Origin of the sequence: Microcoleus sp. OTE_8_concoct_300, from assembly GCF_031383065.1 — a bacterium.
Taxonomy (GTDB): Bacteria; Cyanobacteriota; Cyanobacteriia; order Cyanobacteriales; family Microcoleaceae; genus Microcoleus.
Map to the genome: position 1 here is coordinate 16,902 of NZ_JANMZH010000765.1, position 15,872 is coordinate 32,773.

10 protein-coding genes are annotated in these 15,872 nt (G+C 43.7%); 8 read left to right on the top strand and 2 right to left on the bottom strand.

The window, feature by feature from the left end; translation table 11 throughout:
* Positions 1 to 133: 133 nt before the first annotated feature.
* Both ACUVJL_RS34155 and ACUVJL_RS34160 read left to right on the top strand, forming a co-directional pair.
* Positions 134 to 2,338 (top strand): Tex family protein, encoded by a 2,205-nt coding sequence (locus tag ACUVJL_RS34155; RefSeq protein ID WP_445249890.1) that lies wholly within the window; start codon positions 134 to 136, stop codon positions 2,336 to 2,338.
* Between the two features lie 90 nt (positions 2,339 to 2,428).
* Entirely contained in the window at positions 2,429 to 3,001 is a 573-nt protein-coding gene (locus tag ACUVJL_RS34160) for a Uma2 family endonuclease (RefSeq protein ID WP_445249891.1), read from the top strand.
* Positions 3,002 to 3,294: 293 nt separating this feature from the next.
* Here ACUVJL_RS34160 and ACUVJL_RS34165 read toward each other — a convergent pair whose 3' ends face one another.
* The gene (locus tag ACUVJL_RS34165; RefSeq protein ID WP_333443116.1) at positions 3,295 to 4,374 is read right to left on the bottom strand and encodes a PIN/TRAM domain-containing protein; all 1,080 of its coding nucleotides are present in this window, start codon (positions 4,372 to 4,374) and stop codon (positions 3,295 to 3,297) included.
* A gap of 378 nt (positions 4,375 to 4,752) precedes the next feature.
* Here ACUVJL_RS34165 and hemW point away from each other — a divergent pair, with 378 nt between their 5' ends.
* From hemW to ACUVJL_RS34180, 3 genes are all read left to right on the top strand, one after another.
* Positions 4,753 to 6,120 (top strand): radical SAM family heme chaperone HemW, encoded by a 1,368-nt coding sequence (gene hemW, locus ACUVJL_RS34170; RefSeq protein ID WP_445249892.1) that lies wholly within the window; start codon positions 4,753 to 4,755, stop codon positions 6,118 to 6,120.
* 227 nt (positions 6,121 to 6,347) lie between these two features.
* A complete protein-coding gene (locus ACUVJL_RS34175) occupies positions 6,348 to 6,608 on the top strand; it encodes a hypothetical protein (RefSeq protein WP_445249893.1) in 261 nt (86 codons plus the stop codon).
* A gap of 111 nt (positions 6,609 to 6,719) precedes the next feature.
* Complete coding sequence (locus ACUVJL_RS34180; RefSeq protein ID WP_445249894.1) at positions 6,720 to 6,992, top strand: DUF1830 domain-containing protein; 273 nt, start codon at positions 6,720 to 6,722, stop codon at positions 6,990 to 6,992.
* 283 nt (positions 6,993 to 7,275) lie between these two features.
* On the opposite strand, the gene ACUVJL_RS34185 is transcribed toward ACUVJL_RS34180, so the two are convergent.
* The gene (locus ACUVJL_RS34185) at positions 7,276 to 7,623 is read right to left on the bottom strand and encodes a hypothetical protein (protein WP_445249895.1); all 348 of its coding nucleotides are present in this window, start codon (positions 7,621 to 7,623) and stop codon (positions 7,276 to 7,278) included.
* A 241-nt stretch (positions 7,624 to 7,864) separates the two neighbouring features.
* Between ACUVJL_RS34185 and ACUVJL_RS34190 the strand changes: the two genes are divergently transcribed.
* From ACUVJL_RS34190 to ACUVJL_RS34200, 3 genes are all read left to right on the top strand, one after another.
* On the top strand, positions 7,865 to 12,034 hold the full coding sequence (locus ACUVJL_RS34190; protein WP_445249896.1) for an NACHT domain-containing protein: 4,170 nt from the start codon (positions 7,865 to 7,867) through the stop codon (positions 12,032 to 12,034).
* A 578-nt stretch (positions 12,035 to 12,612) separates the two neighbouring features.
* Positions 12,613 to 13,785: an ISAs1 family transposase gene (locus tag ACUVJL_RS34195; protein ID WP_445249897.1), complete on the top strand. Its 1,173-nt coding sequence runs from the start codon at positions 12,613 to 12,615 to the stop codon at positions 13,783 to 13,785.
* Positions 13,786 to 14,001: 216 nt separating this feature from the next.
* A complete protein-coding gene (locus tag ACUVJL_RS34200; protein WP_445249898.1) occupies positions 14,002 to 15,567 on the top strand; it encodes an FAD-binding oxidoreductase in 1,566 nt (521 codons plus the stop codon).
* The last annotated feature ends 305 nt before the right edge of the window (positions 15,568 to 15,872 follow it).

Genomic DNA, 15,872 nt, shown 5'->3' on the forward strand with positions numbered 1-15,872 from the left:
TCGCACTCCTAGAAAACGATTTTAACAAAATTGGGACAATCCCTTTTCTTCCTCTCTTCTGTGAAGTTAATCTAAAATCTAAAAAAAATATCAAATCTCAAATCTAAAATTGACTGACCCGAACTTCTGCACTATGATCGACATTCCTCAACTGATTGCTCAAGAACTTTCCATCAATCTCTCCCAAGTCAATAATGCTCTGGAACTTTTCGCAGAGGGAGCAACTATTCCGTTTATTGCCCGCTACCGCAAAGAACGCACGGATTTGCTGAATGAAATTCAGTTGCGGGATATCTCCGATCGCTTCACCTATCTGACGGAAATAGAAGACCGCAAAAAATCGATTTTAGATACGATTAGCTCTCAGGGGAAACTCACTGAAGAACTGCAAGCTAAAATCGAATCTTGTTTGCAAAAAAACGAACTAGAAGACCTTTATCTGCCTTACAAACCCAAGCGGCGGACGCGAGCGACAATTGCTAGGGAAAAAGGTTTGGAACCGCTGGCAGAATTTATCAAGTCTCTGAACTTACCGACGGCTAAACCAGCAGACTTTGAGGCGGAAGCAGCTAAATACATTTCGGAAGAAAAGGGAGTTAAAACAGCAGAAGAAGCTCTCAAAGGTGCTGCGGATATTTTGGCGGAAGCGGTTTCGGAAAAAGCAGAATTGCGGGCTTATTTGCGAGAGTTTTTAATGAAAACCGGAGTCTTTGTCTCGAAAATTAAAGAGGATTTCCCGGAAGGAAGCACTAAATTTGAAATGTACCGCAATTACCAAGTTGCAGCGAGAAACGTTCAATCGCACAATATGTTAGCGCTGTTTCGGGGGGAAACGGAAGGAGTCTTAGATTTGGAACTGGCGTTTGATGAATCCGCAGTGATGGCTTATTTGGAAGGTCAGGAAATTAGAACTAGGATACCGGAAGTTAAAGAGTTTTATCGATCGACTTTGAAGGATGCCTTCAACCGACTGATGAAGACTTCGTTAATTACAGAAGTGCGATCGCACAATAAAGCCGTTGCTGATATCGAGTCGATCGCTACTTTTGAAACCAACCTCCGCGAGTTGCTGCTGTCGGCGCCGGCGGGAATGAAACCGACACTGGCGATCGATCCGGGATTTCGCACGGGGTGCAAAGTTTCCGCCCTCGATGAAACCGGGCAATTTTTAGAATATCAAGCAATTTTTCCCCACCAAGCGGCCGCTCAGCGACAACAAGCTGGTAAAATTGTCAAGCATTTAATTGAAAAATATAAAATTGAATTAATCGCGATCGGCAACGGTACAGCTTCCCGGGAAACAGATGAATTTGTTTCGGAAGTTTTGGCCCAAATGGAAAGAAAACCGATTAAAGTCATGGTGAATGAATCCGGTGCATCGATTTATTCAGCAAGCGAGGTGGCGATCGCCGAATTTCCCGACCTCGACATCACCGTCCGCGGCGCAGTCAGCATCGGACGGCGCTTGCAAGACCCCCTCGCCGAGCTCGTGAAAATCGACCCGAAATCAATAGGAGTCGGCCAATACCAGCACGATGTTGACCAAAAACTGCTCAAAAAGAAACTCGACGAAACAGTCGAAAGCTGCGTTAATTATGTCGGAGTTGACTTAAACACAGCCTCGAAAGAACTGCTGACATTTGTGTCGGGAATGACGCCAACAGTTGCCAAAAATATCGTCAATTACCGCAACGAAAAGGGCGCCTTTAAAAATCGCCGCCAACTCTTGAAAGTTCCCAAACTCGGGCCAAAAGCTTTTGAACAAGCAGCCGGGTTTCTCCGCATTCGCGGCGGCGAAAACCCCCTGGATAATACAGCAGTTCATCCAGAAAGTTATCCTGTAGTGGAGGCGATCGCCAAGGATTTAGACTTGCCGCTGACAGGAATAACACAAATATCGGAAAAAATCAAGACTGTAAATATTAAGAAATATGTCACAAAAAAAGTCGGAGAACCAACACTCCGAGACATTATTTCGGAACTGGAAAAACCGGGAAGAGACCCGCGAGCCGAGTTTAAATATGCTACTTTCCAAGCAGGAATTAAAGAAATCTCTGACTTACAAGTTGGGATGGAATTGGAAGGCATAATCACGAATGTAGCTAACTTTGGAGCTTTTGTTGATGTAGGAGTGCACCAAGACGGTTTGGTTCACGTTTCTCAATTAGCCGATCGATTCGTAGATGACCCCAAACAGATTGTTAAAGTCGGACAAGTTGTGAAAGTGCGGGTTTTGGAGGTGAATGAGAAGTTAAAGCGGGTTAGTTTGACAATGAAGCTGCAAGAAAAATCGCAACCGCAAAATAGCGCGAGGCTTCCGGCCCCGCGCCGGCGTTAAAACTTTGGGGTAAAGCTGCAAAAGGGCGATCGCGTCGGGCCCCGCAAGCTACGGCTATAATTGTGTAATCCTCACCAACCTCAAATTTATATGGTTGCAAGTAAAAGCGACACCTACGTCTCCCCCGAAGACTATTTAGCAGGCGAGAAAGTCAGCCCGATCAAACACGAGTACAGACAAGGTGAAATCTATGCAATGGCAGGGACCAGCAAAGCTCACGCCATCATTAGTCTCAATGCAGCAATTTTGCTGAGAAATCATCTTCGGGGAAGTGGCTGTATACCTTACGTGGCAGATGTAAAAGTTCGGATTGAGGCAGCAAATTGTTATTACTATCCCGATGTAGCGGTGACTTGCGATGAACGGGACAGTAATACTGATGAAGATTTTATTATCTACCCGCGCTTAATTGTCGAAGTTTTATCGCCGAGTACAGCGGCTTTTGACAGAGGCGATAAATTTGCTGATTACCGCACTTCTGAAAGTTTGCAAGAGTATGTGTTAATCAATCAAGAAAGAGTTAGTGTAGAGTGTTTTCGCCGGAATGCCGAGGGTTTGTGGGTGCTTTATCCTTACAGTCAAGGACAAGAAGTTCAGTTTGCTAGCGTTGATTTTAGCTGTGCGATCGAGACATTGTATGAAGATGCGATCGAGATTGGTTGATTTTAATTACTCCTGAATCACTGATATTGATATGATTGAACCGCGAAGACGCGAAGGACGCGAAGGAAGAGAAAAGAAGAAGAAGCTGGTAATTGCTATTTTTTCTTGGTGGCTTTCCAAGTGCCTCCGTAGAAGTAGAAAGGATTGTTTTTACTTACCGATTCCCAACATTTAAGACACAAAAAAAACCACTGCCCCGACTCGTCATACCGGGCACGGTAGAGAGTCGGGGCAGATTGGGAACAGCGATCGCAATATTTGATTCTGATTGCCCTGGCCATTGTTACTCAGTTTTAAACAATAACGGACTCTTGAGGGCGGGCGAATATCATGCGCCCGGCGCTGGTTTGCAGGGCGCTGGTGACTACGACTCGGGCTTCGCCGCCGACATAGCTGCTTCCTGCTTCTACGACAACCATTGTGCCGTCATCTAAGTAACCGATTCCCTGAGAGGGTTCTTTGCCTTCTTTGCGGATTTTTAGTTCGATCGTATCTCCCGGCAAATAAGTGGGGCGCACCGCATGAGTCAAATCGTTGATATTCAAAACCGGCAGTTTTTGGACGGTAGCTACTTTCGATAAGTTGTAATCGTTGGTGAGCAAAATGCCGTCGATATCCAAAGCGAACCGGACTAATTTGGCATCGACTGTGGCAAGATCTTCGTAGTCAGCCGAGTGAATTTGAATCCGTTCTGGATATGTTTCTTTGATGCGGTTGAGAATATCTAAGCCGCGCCGCCCGCGCACTCGCTTTTGATCGTTGGCGGAATCAGCTATTAGTTGCAGTTCTTGGAGCACGAATTGCGGCACGATAATTTGACCTTCGAGGAAACCTGTTTCTAGCAGGTTTTCAATTCGGCCGTCAATAATGCAGCTAGTATCGACTACTTTGGCACTTGCTGGTTTGAAGGTACCTTCGGCTACCAACACTGTGTCAAAGCTTTTGGGGTTGATCAGCCGCAAGAAAGCGCGGCCGTGGGTGTCGGTTAAGCTGACGCCTGTGAAGCCGAACATGACGCTACCCAAGACTGCTACTAGAGGTTTGATGAAGCCGAACTCGCGGGGAATTGGCAGTAGAAACAGCGGAGCCAGCATTAAGTTGGCTACTAGCAGTCCGATGATTAAGCCGATCGCCCGCGTCAGCAGCATCTCCACTGGCAGATCGCGGACTTGTTTTTCCAGACGGCGATAGGTTGTTTGAGCCACTAATCCCATCACGAAGCCGATTAGTGCTCCAAAGGAGCCTAGTACAGAACTTAAACCTTGTATATTTGTAACTTGCTGCAGCAGATTGCTCGGCAGCAGTTCGACTCCGTAATAGCCGATGCCTCCGCCTGCGATTATGAATGAGATAATTATGATTGCGTCTAGCATTAGTTCTAGTTGTTAATGAATTTATTCACATTATATCTTTTCAGTGCTGATACTTGTTTTCATGCTTTGGTCGGATATCGCTATCTTTACTTCAGGGCTTTTCATAAACTTATATTTCGCTGTTGTACCCTTTGGGGGATGTGGTACGGAGTCGATCGGCATTTACCACGCCCCGCCGAAAGCAAGCACGAGGTGCGAATATACCGCCCTGCGGGCTTTCCGGGAATTGTTGCAGCTCGAAAATGGTACGATGTTAAACTACAAGAGCCGATCGTTCGCAGCGCTTTTTTGCTAACAAAATGTCATAATATACATAATTATTCATAACAGTTTAATTAAAACTTTAGATTTGAAGTTGAGCTTGTGGCTCCAGAGGTAATGAACCATACCACAGATTATTTAACATTTGAATTAAAAAAAAGTGCGCAAGTGGCAAATTCCGGCATTCCCAGTTCGGCTTACCTGCACGTACCTTTTTGTCGCCGCCGCTGTTACTACTGCGATTTTCCGGTTTTTGTGGTGGGCGATCACAAACATGGCGAGAATTCCGGCACAATTGTGCAATACGTTGCTGTACTGTGTCAAGAAATTCAAGAAACTAAAAATTTAGGCGCATCTCTGAAAACAGTTTTTTTTGGTGGCGGCACGCCTTCGCTGCTTTCTGTCAGTCAGTTGAGCAATATTTTAGAGACTCTCGACGGCAAATTTGGGATTGCTGCTGAGGCAGAAATTTCTATAGAAATAGACCCGGGTACGTTTACTTTAGAACAGTTGCGGGGATATGCAGCGGCGGGAGTAAATCGAGTTAGTTTGGGAGTGCAAGCTTTTCAGGATGAGTTGCTGCAAGCTTGCGGGCGATCGCACTCTGTCGCTGATATTTTTGAAGCGGTAAAAATAATTCGATCGGCTGGTATGCTCAATTTCAGTTTAGACCTGATTTCGGGACTGCCGCACCAAACTTTAGAACAGTGGGAAGCTTCCTTGCAATCGGCGGTGGAAATTAGCCCGACTCACCTGTCGAGTTACGACTTAATTGTTGAGCAGGGAACTGCTTTCGGGCGCTACTTTCAAGCAGGGGCGCAGCCGCTACCAGCAGATGAAACGGCTGCTCAAATGTACCGTTTGGCGCGGGAAATTCTGACCGATGCTGGCTACGAACATTATGAAATTTCTAATTACGCTCGCGATGGCTATCAGTGCCGCCACAACCGCGTTTATTGGGAAAATCGCCCTTATTACGGCTTGGGCATGGGGGCGGCGAGTTACGTGGAAGGCCGGAGGTTCACAAGGCCTCGCAAAACTCAAGAATATTATCAGTGGGTGCGATCGATGTCTCGCCTCAATTCCCCTGCTACCTCAAAACTTGGAGGGGAAACCCAGCCAGATAGGGATCGAGAAATTGAGCAAAATTTTCAAGTCTCAGACAATGACGTTTTGTTAGAAACGCTGATGCTAGGTTTGCGTTTAGCAGAAGGAGTGACGCTGTCGGCGCTGACTCAAAAGTTTACTCAGCAAACCGTTGAGAAAATTTGGCGTTGTTTGCAGCCCTACTGGCGGCAAGGATGGGTGGAAATTATGACCGAGGATAGGGCGATTCCCTACGGGATAGGTCCGCTTCACGCAACTTTAGGCGATGGCGCGAAACTGCCGCTTTCGGGCAGTTTGAGGTTGAGCGATCCCGAAGGTTTTTTATTTTCTAATACAATTTTAGCCGATTTGTTCAGCAAGTTAGGCGAGGATAATTAGCTCTGTCTGAGGAAGTACACCCCCCGGTAAGTGCGATCGGTCTTAAAGCCGGGGCCGCCAATACGACTGTCAGCAAATGAAATTGAGCCCTAGCTTTTGGCTGTCAAAAATGACCTATTTTCTATCGATCCCTAAACAAAACTTAAAGGCGAACTAAGCCTTGAGATAGACGCAAGGACTGAATTCCGGCTGTCATACTTAAGAGTAACAATTTAAAAAATACCTTGATGGAAACTCTAACTTTAGAACGCAACAACATCCACAGCAATCCCAATCAGGTAATTAGCGAGCGCGGCTGCAATCTGGCTTCAAAGTGTAATTTTTGCGGTCACTACAAACTGCAAAGAGGTTCAGTGGGTCACTGTCAATTGTTGAACGCACCTGTTCGGGGAGGATGGAAATCTTGCGCTTTAGCAATGCCGCCTTTTGCACCTTCTTGGGAATACGTGGAATGCGCCAATGTTTCCCCTGGGGTCTTAATTAATTAACCCAAACAATTTAGAAAAAAATTTGTTTTAACTGGTGATATGCCATATATGCTATATTTAGTTTAGGCCAGTCGCCGATGGCTCGCACAATTTCACAAACAAGTTAAAAAGATGAATTTGACACTAAATGAAGTTATTTCCGAACGTCATGCGCCCATTTTGTGTTGGTATCTAAATACTACCAGCCAAGTGCAAATCGCTCGGATTACAAATATTCCTAATTGGTATTTTGAGCGCACGGTTTTTCCTGGGGAACGTTTTTTGTTTGAAGCGCTGCCGGAAGCTCAGTTAGAAGTTTGCAGGAGTACGGAGACAGGTGGTATTGTGTGTGAGCGAATGTTGTGCGATCGGCTGCGAGTTGAAGAGTTAAGCACGGCTGATTGAAGATAATTCCCCAGACTTACCGACGAGGGGTAGAAACCCGGTTTTTTTCAGAAACCGGGTTTCTCTGTGTGATTATAAAAACTCCGTTCGCGATCGCACTTGCAAACCAAAACACTAGCTATGGAGATGCTGCGTAATATCATGTCCGGTCGAGCGACCGCGATTTTTGTAGGGGCGGGTTCACCAACAATACCTGCCAATAATTGACCATCTCAAAAACCCGCCCCGACCGGGATATTATGGTTAATCGATCGGACATGATATAAGTCCCGAAGAGAAAGGTTTAGGCCCAGAGATTAGGCTTCCATTGATTGCGGATAGCTTCAACCAAAAGTCCTTCTAAGTTCCGCACCTTTCCCCGCTGCTGATTTTCTGCAACAACCGCCATTGCATCCCGTACCACCTCAACGCTGGTAGTGAAAAGCAAGTTTTTGAGCCAGGGATTCAATTTGAATCCGGCTGCTTCTACTTCTTGCAAAATGGTATTATGGCGATCGCTTGCGGGAACTGGTTGAGTCTTGGCAGAATTCGGATCGGCCTGAGCTAAGGTCATTAGATGATCCAGGCGATCGACACCGTAAGAATCAGCAAAGTCTTTAGCTACCTGTATGCAGTCAATCAGTGATGTCATATTTAAACCCTCTTGGTTCTTTAACTTACTGAACCCAGAGTAATCTCCACTTAGTACCCCAAGCCTAGAGGGGCTCAATAAAGCCTGAAAGTCCTATTAACTCTAGCTATGTAGCTTGGGAAGCATTTGGGTCTACCCCAAACGTTTTTTGTATAAATTCCTTAGAATGGGTATATGCAGTTTGGGGTAGGCTTGGGTTAACCCAAACCAGTTCAGAAAACTTCTGTAAGTAATTAAATCTATGGGGCGGACGAATAACTGGGGAGACGCGCCGCTGAAGCGGGCGAAGCATCTAATAAAGTTTCTAGTGGATTATGACAATCACAGTCGAAGCAAGTTGTCCGCAGAGTGGCGAAATGAAAACAGTGATCGCCCTGAGTTAGAGGTAAGGACAACTCTGTTGGATCTGGCATCGCTGCTTTACCCTGAACGCATCCCTTCAAATCGTGACCCCAAGGCAAAGGAAGAAAAATCTGAAATTCAGAGTACAATTGACCGCCTCAAAGAATTAGAAATTGTGCGGGAGAACAGCTCGCCTGGTGAAAAAAGCAAGGGGATACGGAGATTCACGTTTAGCCTTTGGCACGCAAGCCGTGTAGAGCATAATCTGAGACAGTTGGAGTTAGCCTGGGGAAACCGCCCCAAATCAGAAAAGTCTAAAACTGACAAAACCGCATCAGTAAGCATTCCACCGAAATCTGATGTTGCTAAAAAAGAACTACCTCCACAACTTGAGTCCACGATAAAAACTTATCTTTCTAAATCTTTTAGTGCTGATAAATTTGCTGAATTAGATCAAGCTGGCGAACCGGAAACAGGTGGAGAGCGTCGCACAGAACTCAAACAAGTTTTTATTGACCTTGAGGTTAAACTTTGTGAGAGGATAAACCCCCGTGATTGGAGTCTAGAAAAATTTGCACAGTCAGGGAGTAGAGTTTCTTTATTTGATAGTGAGGACTTCTTTGTTGAGGGAAGTGATAATTATTCTGCAATGAAATGTCTCCTTAAGGAGAAATGGCTTAAAGTTGTAATTATTGGTGGCCCTGGTCAGGGCAAGTCCACTTTAGGACAGCAAGTTGCTCAAGTGTATCGTGCCAAATGGCTCGGTAAATCTTATGATTTTGCGGATCAGATTAATGTTAAACGCATTCCTTTTCGAGTTGTACTCAAGTATTTTGCCCAGTGGCTTGCTAACAAACCTGATTCTGATAGCATCGAGGCTTACCTCGCTAAGAATATAGGCGATGTAGCTTTGCGACCTGGAGAGATATATTCTAAAAATATCCAGGAGATTTTTGAGTGTAAAAAATGCCTCCTAATTTTAGATGGATTGGATGAAGTTGTAGACCCTCATTTACAAGAGCGAATGCTTTCAAGCATTTATAGTTTTCTAGATTGGACAGAACACTCAGATATTAATCTAAAAGTTCTAGCTACTTCTCGCCCCAATATATACGAAGACCAATTTGACCCTAAAAGCTTTCTACATTTGGAATTATTACCTCTGTCCTCGAAGCAAGTCAAAAAATATGCTAACAAGTGGGTAGCTAGAAGAGATTTGCGGAAAGAAGAACAAGACAGGATTCTTCGGACACTTGAAGAATGTCAGCAAGATGGAAGGATATCCACTTTATTAAAAACCCCTTTACAAGTAACTATAATTTTACTAATTATCAAAAATGGAGGACGACCACCTGGAGAAAGAGAAGCTTTATTTGATGAGTATTGGAATACAATCCTTAAGCGAGAAAAAAGTAAAGACAAAGATATTATTAAGGTTGATGATACTACCTTGCTAGACCTTAATGCTTACGTGGGCTATTTACTACACTATCGAGCTTCTAATGAAACCGTTGAATCTTTTTTAGCAGAAGAATTTAAGACCTCACTAATTAAATTTTTACAAAAAAAAGACCAGCAGTCTTCTCAAAAAGATATTAATTTAAGAGTAGATCAGTTTGTCAGTGATGCCAAAGACAGACTGGTATTAATTGTTTCACCAAGACCAGGTTTTTTTGGCTTTGAATTGCGCTCTTTTCAAGAATTCTTTGCTTCAGTTTACCTATTCAAGAAACGAGAACGTTTTGAACTTTTGACTTCTATTGTGGGTTCAGAACACTGGCACTATGTGGCTTTATTCCTAGCAGGTCGCATTATCCGTGTGTTGGGTGAGGAGGCAGATTCTATTGTTAGATTGGGCTGTCGTCAAGTAGATAAACCTAGAGATGAAGAAGTGGCAAATGATTACTTACGGCCTGGAGCGTGGTTTGCTCTGGAAGTTGCAGCAGATGGGTATCTCAGTAAGCAATACCGCAATCTTCAGCGAGAAGCTATCGACTATGGTCTAGAGATGTTGGAAACAGGGCTAACAGAGGGACAGCAGCATAAACTAAGTTCCTTGACAGCGCAACTGTCTGAAAGAGACAAGCGCGACCTTCTCCGCCCCGCTCTAGAAGGTAAACTTAGCTCGAAGGATTTACCAGAAACCTGTTGGGAAGTTTCTTTGAATCTCTATGGTCAGCATTTTGGGTCAACACCATTCTTTCAGAATAAAATTGATGATTTGCTTGAACTTCAACAGAAAAATTTTGTGCTTTCTGCATTGAACCTTGCGCTGCGCTATGAATCTGAGCCTTCATGGATGGTGGAGCGACTGCAAAGTCACTGGTCATACTGGAAAAAAGACATACCTTCGGTATTTTTCCGTTCACACACATATGCTGAAAAATTGTTGAATGCTTGGGATATTTCTAAACCTGAAGCTACAGAACTAGCTCAAACAATTTTTGATAGTCCTTGGAGATATGAGCCTTTTCATTCTACTAAGGAACTTGTATGGGATTGGCCAGAACCAAAGACACTTTCGGAGCAATTAATACTAATGTTGAGGTGTCTCCGTATAATAGCCTTCCTTAGAATGCAACTACGTAGTAACCGCTTAGATATGAGGATAGATGAGGGCGATTCTGTCCTTTCATCCGCAATACGTAGGCAAACAAGAGAGAACTATCAATCATCTGTTCTCTTTGTTCCTGATGATACTGCTGAAACTGTGGAGCGTCTGTTGCAGCATTCGGAGTTAATATCAGAACTTCGAGTAAGTTTGGAAACAATTTTATGGCTAATTAATCAGCCTAATCAAGCAAATGTATCTAGCTTTATTGAGAGTATCCGTTCAATTGAACAAAGCGTAGGACATTTAAGAAAATTTTTGTTCAATTCTGGCTTAAGAGAAACCTGGCCTCTTTTAGCTCTAGCTGTCGAGCGACAAAAAGTTAAAGGGCAGGATGCTGTGAATCGGTTGCTACCCTTCTTGGATGGTGAGACTCAGATATCTATTGCTGACCAAGTAGTAGAGACAATTCAAGAGTATTTTAAACAATCAGATGAGACGCAAAAACAACGATTTTTCATGGCACTACGAGAGCAAATTGGATTAGATGAAATCTTACCTGGATTAAAGCAGTTTGCCGAACAGATGGATCTAACTGTTGACGAGTTGGTAGGAGCATACATTAAGTTTTACTCTGGCTATGAGTATCCAGGTTCTCAGCAAAATGAATATACCATTGACCAAATTAAAAAGTTACTGACTACTGCCACAGATGCCATAAAACAGGGTGATAAACCAAAGAGACCGTTGTGGTTTATCTTTGAATTCCCGTGGCCGTCTGATTTAGCTGTAATAGGACAAGCACGACAACTCTTAGAAGCAATTCTTGACAATTACTCGGAATCTTCAGAATTTCCCATTACCGAGCTAAGTGCTACTCTCTTCCTCAAGTTGTTGGTTTATGACACTCATATACAAGAAATAGCACCTCGTTTGTTTACAATTCTGCCAGTTACTAAACTTTGGAAAATTAGAAGACGTTGGCTTATTTGTGCTATTTCCGGTGAAATTGCCCCCGAATATCTATCCGTACTGCAATCGTTAACGCAGCACGAGGAAGAAGCTGTGCGTGTAGGAAGCGCACTTCTTTTTAAAGCTGTTATAGACTCAATAGATCGCTATCCGGGCTATAGAAAAACCGCATTTAAAGCGTTAAAATCTATTCGGGTAGATTCAAGTTTAGGAATGAGTTTTATTAATGACGACGACAGCAAACGTCGTCTGATAGGTATTACTCTTCTTACTTTGTCCTCAAACTATCCGGTTGAGGATGTCAATTACCGAAATCTAATCTGGGATAACTTAAAGCAACCCAAAACAGATGAAGAAGAGGCGGCTTGGAATAAATTATTACAAGAAATTTTGATGCCAGAGGAGAAATATCCTATGTGGCGTAAACTGCTAGAAGGAATTCTCGCAAAACCCTCCTTTTATAGCAGCTCAGTATTAAGTGCAGCGATGGAGCGATATCAAGAGATTGCTAAGACTGCCGATCTTACAATTCCTGAGATTGAATAGAAAATATTGGGATTGTTGTAAGGACTTATAGGACTCATTTGGGATCTAGAGTGAGCTTAGGCGATCGCCCCTAATCTTTTCTGCATGAGCCTCACAAAACAAAGGTTAATTTTTATTGTAGCATGAGCTAAAGTTCTTTCAAAAATTTTAACGAGACTTTTACACCTTTGGAGCCAAGAATTACTTCTTTCGATATTTTTTGAATAGCCATCCAGTATAGTAACAGCATTTTTTCTTTACTAGCTGCTGTGCTAGCCCGATCGAGTCGATGCTCTAGTTGCTCAACTGTTTCCGGGCTTTCTACCTTAAGTTTGTTGGCGATATTTGCCCTCCTCTACTTTTAGCCTGTATTTAGTGTACCTTCCTAGTGAATTGCTATAAGCCCCAAATTCGTAGAAACCGGGTTTCTCGCCACCCCATGCGTAATACCAATTTAATGTGAAGTTGCACATATCTCGATCCCCCTAAATCCCCCTTAAGAAGCAGGGTGGATTTATTGTCACAGGATAAAGGTATCATAGAATAGGAGATCGGGTATTCGGAACTTGGAAGACTATCAGTCATGGAGTGCATCAACAATGAATTTAATTGAAGCAATTAAATCTGTTCCCGACCATCGACAACCGAGAGGAATCAGACATCCTTTATGGCTGATACTAACAATAATTTTATTAGGCAGTTGTACGGGATATTGGGGCTATAAGCCCTTGGTTGATTTTACCACAAATCATCGAGCAACCCTCATCAAATTATTTAAGCTGTCACCCGATGTTCGATTTCCGTCAGACTCGACTTTTAGAAACATAATTCAATCATTAGATTTTGAGATTATCGCCGTCCTTTTTAATGTATGGTCACAACAAAATTTACCGCTAACCCCGGTCGAATTGATGGCAATCGATGGAAAAAGTATCAAAAGTACCTCAGTCGGTGGTCAGAGTTCTTACCAAAATTTTGTCAGCATGGTTTCTGTCTACAGTCATCATCATGGATGGGTAGTACGACATAAAGTCCTGGAAAATCATCATCAAAGCGAAATCTCCGTTGTTGAGGAACTGATCGGAGAACTATCGGGTTCTCAGGTGGTAATTACAGCGGACGCGCTGCATTGTCAAAAAAAAACGCTGCGGTTAATTATTGATGGTGGTAATGACTATATAGTTACCATTAAAAAAAATCAATCAAGTCTATTTAAAACAGCTCAGAAAGTAGTAAATTTTGCAGGTGCGCTCGACTCACATCAAGCTGATGAACGCCTACATGGACGCAGTACAGCTCGAAGAACCACAATTTCTGCCATTGAGCCTCAATTATTACCTTTGTGGGCGGGGGCTAAGCACATAATTGCAATCATCAGAAGTGGCAGCAGATGGAAAGGTAAAAAAAGTCGGCGTCGATTAGTTTATTTCCATGAATCACACTATTATTTAAGTAGTCTAGACTGGTCAGCTAGTCAATTTGCCGAGGCAATTCGAGGACACTGGTTAATTGAGAATCGACTGCATTGGGTTAAAGATGTGACGTTAAATGAGGATAACTGTATTCATCGTGGCGGCAACGCAGCAGCTAATTGGGCAATGGTTAGACAATTTTTAGTATCTTTGGCGAGGATGAGTGGTACGAATACTCTTCCACAAGCTTTAAGATTGATGGCTAATCAAATTGACAATCTTAGTCAGTTGCTTTTCGGTTTCTCTAGCCGAGACGAACCACTTAAATCCTTCACGCGAGCGTCAGCAAATAGCCTCTGATCTTAGTTTGTTCTCTTGACAATTAATCCACCCTGCTAAATCCCCCTTAAGAAGGGGGACTTTGATCGGGATCTTGTCCCCCCCTTATTAAGGGGGGCTAGGGGGGATCGGATTCTATGCAGCCTCATGAAAAATTGGTATAAGCCCTGAAACTGTCGGAAATGTTGATCTAAGCTAAATTATAAAAAATCAACCACTGTTTAATACTAAAACCCGATGTCCCTCACCGAAAAAATCCTCTCCCAACTGCCAGCAGACGCCCTCGGAGGCCTGAGAAAAGTCGATCGACTCTGGGAAAACCTCAAACAAAACACCGCACCAGCACCCCAAGCAGTCAAACACAGCCAACAACCCCTGGAAACCCTCGACTTCGACATAGTTATCGGCGGCGGAACCCTAGGAATATTAATCGGTACAGCCTTAGCCGTGCGGGGTTGGCGAGTAGCCTTGCTCGAACGTGGCACCCTGCGCGGACGCGAGCAAGAATGGAACATTTCTCGCAAAGAATTAGACGCATTCTTAGAACTAAATCTGCTATCTGTTGAAGAGATAGAAAAGGCCATAGCCACCGAATACAACCCAGCCCGCATCAGCTTTGCCAACACCCCCGATATTTGGATTTCGGGCGTACTAAACATCGGAATAGATCCAGTTTACCTCCTCGAAATACTCAAGCAGCGATTCCTCGAAGCTGGAGGTAAACTATTTGAAAACACCCCCTTTAAACTAGCCACCATTCACCCAGATGGAATTCTTGTAGAATCAGAAAATACCGATTTACAACTTGCTAAAAATTTATTTAAAAGCCGATTATTTTTAGACGCTATGGGACATTTTTCGCCCATTGTCCGCCAAGCAAGACAAGGCAAAAAACCCGACGCCGTATGTTTAGTAGTCGGCAGTTGCGCTCAAGGATTTCCCAAAAACGACACCGGCGACATATTTGCATCCTTCACCCCAATGCAAAATCAGTGCCAATATTTTTGGGAAGCATTTCCAGCCAGAGATGGCCGCACCACCTACTTATTTACCTACATAGACGCCGACACAGAAAGATTCAGTTTAGAAACATTATTTGAAGAGTATTTGCGCTTGCTTCCCCAATATCAAAACGTCGAACTCGAACAGTTAAAATTCCAAAGAGCCCTCTACGGATTCTTCCCCTGCTATCGCCAAAGTCCTCTAAAAACGCCTTGGAATCGCATACTCCCAGTCGGAGATAGCAGCGGTAGCCAATCTCCCCTCAGCTTTGGCGGTTTCGGCGCAATGGTACGCCACCTCAAACGCTTGACTCTAGGAATTGAGGAAGCTTTGACAAGCGATAGTCTCAGCAAAAATTCCCTGGCACTTTTGCAACCCTACCAGCCGAATCTATCAGTTACCTGGTTGTTTCAGCGTTCGATGAGTGCTGCGATGAATCAAAAAATAGACCCCAATCAAATCAATCAACTTTTGGCTGCTGTATTTCAGGTAATGGAAGAGTTGGGAGAACCGGTACTCAAACCGTTTCTTCAAGATATCGTGCTGTTTCCGGCTTTGTCCCAAACCCTGTTTAAAACAGCCATTAGCCATCCCGGATTAGTTATGAAAATTATCCCGCAGGTTGGAATAGCTAATTTGCTCGATTGGATGGTTCATTATGTGAATTTAGGAATTTATACGGGATTGCAGCCTTTGGCAAAAGCCGTAGAACCGCAGGTAAAAAAATTAGCGCCGGAGCAGCAATACTATTTTCACCGATTAGTTGAAGCGTGGCAATATGGCGCTGGAGGCGATTATTAAGTGATTAATTGTGGCACGGGCATCTTGCCCGTGGCGAATATATGAACAGGCAAGATGCCTGTTCCACAACACAATATAATTTATTGATTAATTAATTGTGGCACGGGCATCTTGCCCGTGGCGAATATATGAACAGGCAAGATGCCTGTTCCACAACATAATATAATTTATTAAGTGATTAATTGTGGCACGGGCATCTTGCCCGTGGCGAATATATGAACAGGCAAGATGCCTGTTCCACAACATAATTATATATGAACAGGCAAGATGCCTGTTCCACAACATAATTATATATGAACAGGCAA

Coding starts and splice junctions, on each gene's coding strand:
- ACUVJL_RS34195 (WP_445249897.1), top strand. CDS start 12,613: ATGAATTTAATTGAAGCAATTAAATCTGTTCCCGACCATCGACAACCG.
- ACUVJL_RS34200 (WP_445249898.1), top strand. CDS start 14,002: ATGTCCCTCACCGAAAAAATCCTCTCCCAACTGCCAGCAGACGCCCTC.
- ACUVJL_RS34155 (WP_445249890.1), top strand. CDS start 134: ATGATCGACATTCCTCAACTGATTGCTCAAGAACTTTCCATCAATCTC.
- ACUVJL_RS34175 (WP_445249893.1), top strand. CDS start 6,348: ATGGAAACTCTAACTTTAGAACGCAACAACATCCACAGCAATCCCAAT.
- ACUVJL_RS34190 (WP_445249896.1), top strand. CDS start 7,865: ATGGGGCGGACGAATAACTGGGGAGACGCGCCGCTGAAGCGGGCGAAG.
- ACUVJL_RS34185 (WP_445249895.1), bottom strand. CDS start 7,623: ATGACATCACTGATTGACTGCATACAGGTAGCTAAAGACTTTGCTGAT.
- ACUVJL_RS34180 (WP_445249894.1), top strand. CDS start 6,720: ATGAATTTGACACTAAATGAAGTTATTTCCGAACGTCATGCGCCCATT.
- hemW (WP_445249892.1), top strand. CDS start 4,753: ATGAACCATACCACAGATTATTTAACATTTGAATTAAAAAAAAGTGCG.
- ACUVJL_RS34165 (WP_333443116.1), bottom strand. CDS start 4,374: ATGCTAGACGCAATCATAATTATCTCATTCATAATCGCAGGCGGAGGC.
- ACUVJL_RS34160 (WP_445249891.1), top strand. CDS start 2,429: ATGGTTGCAAGTAAAAGCGACACCTACGTCTCCCCCGAAGACTATTTA.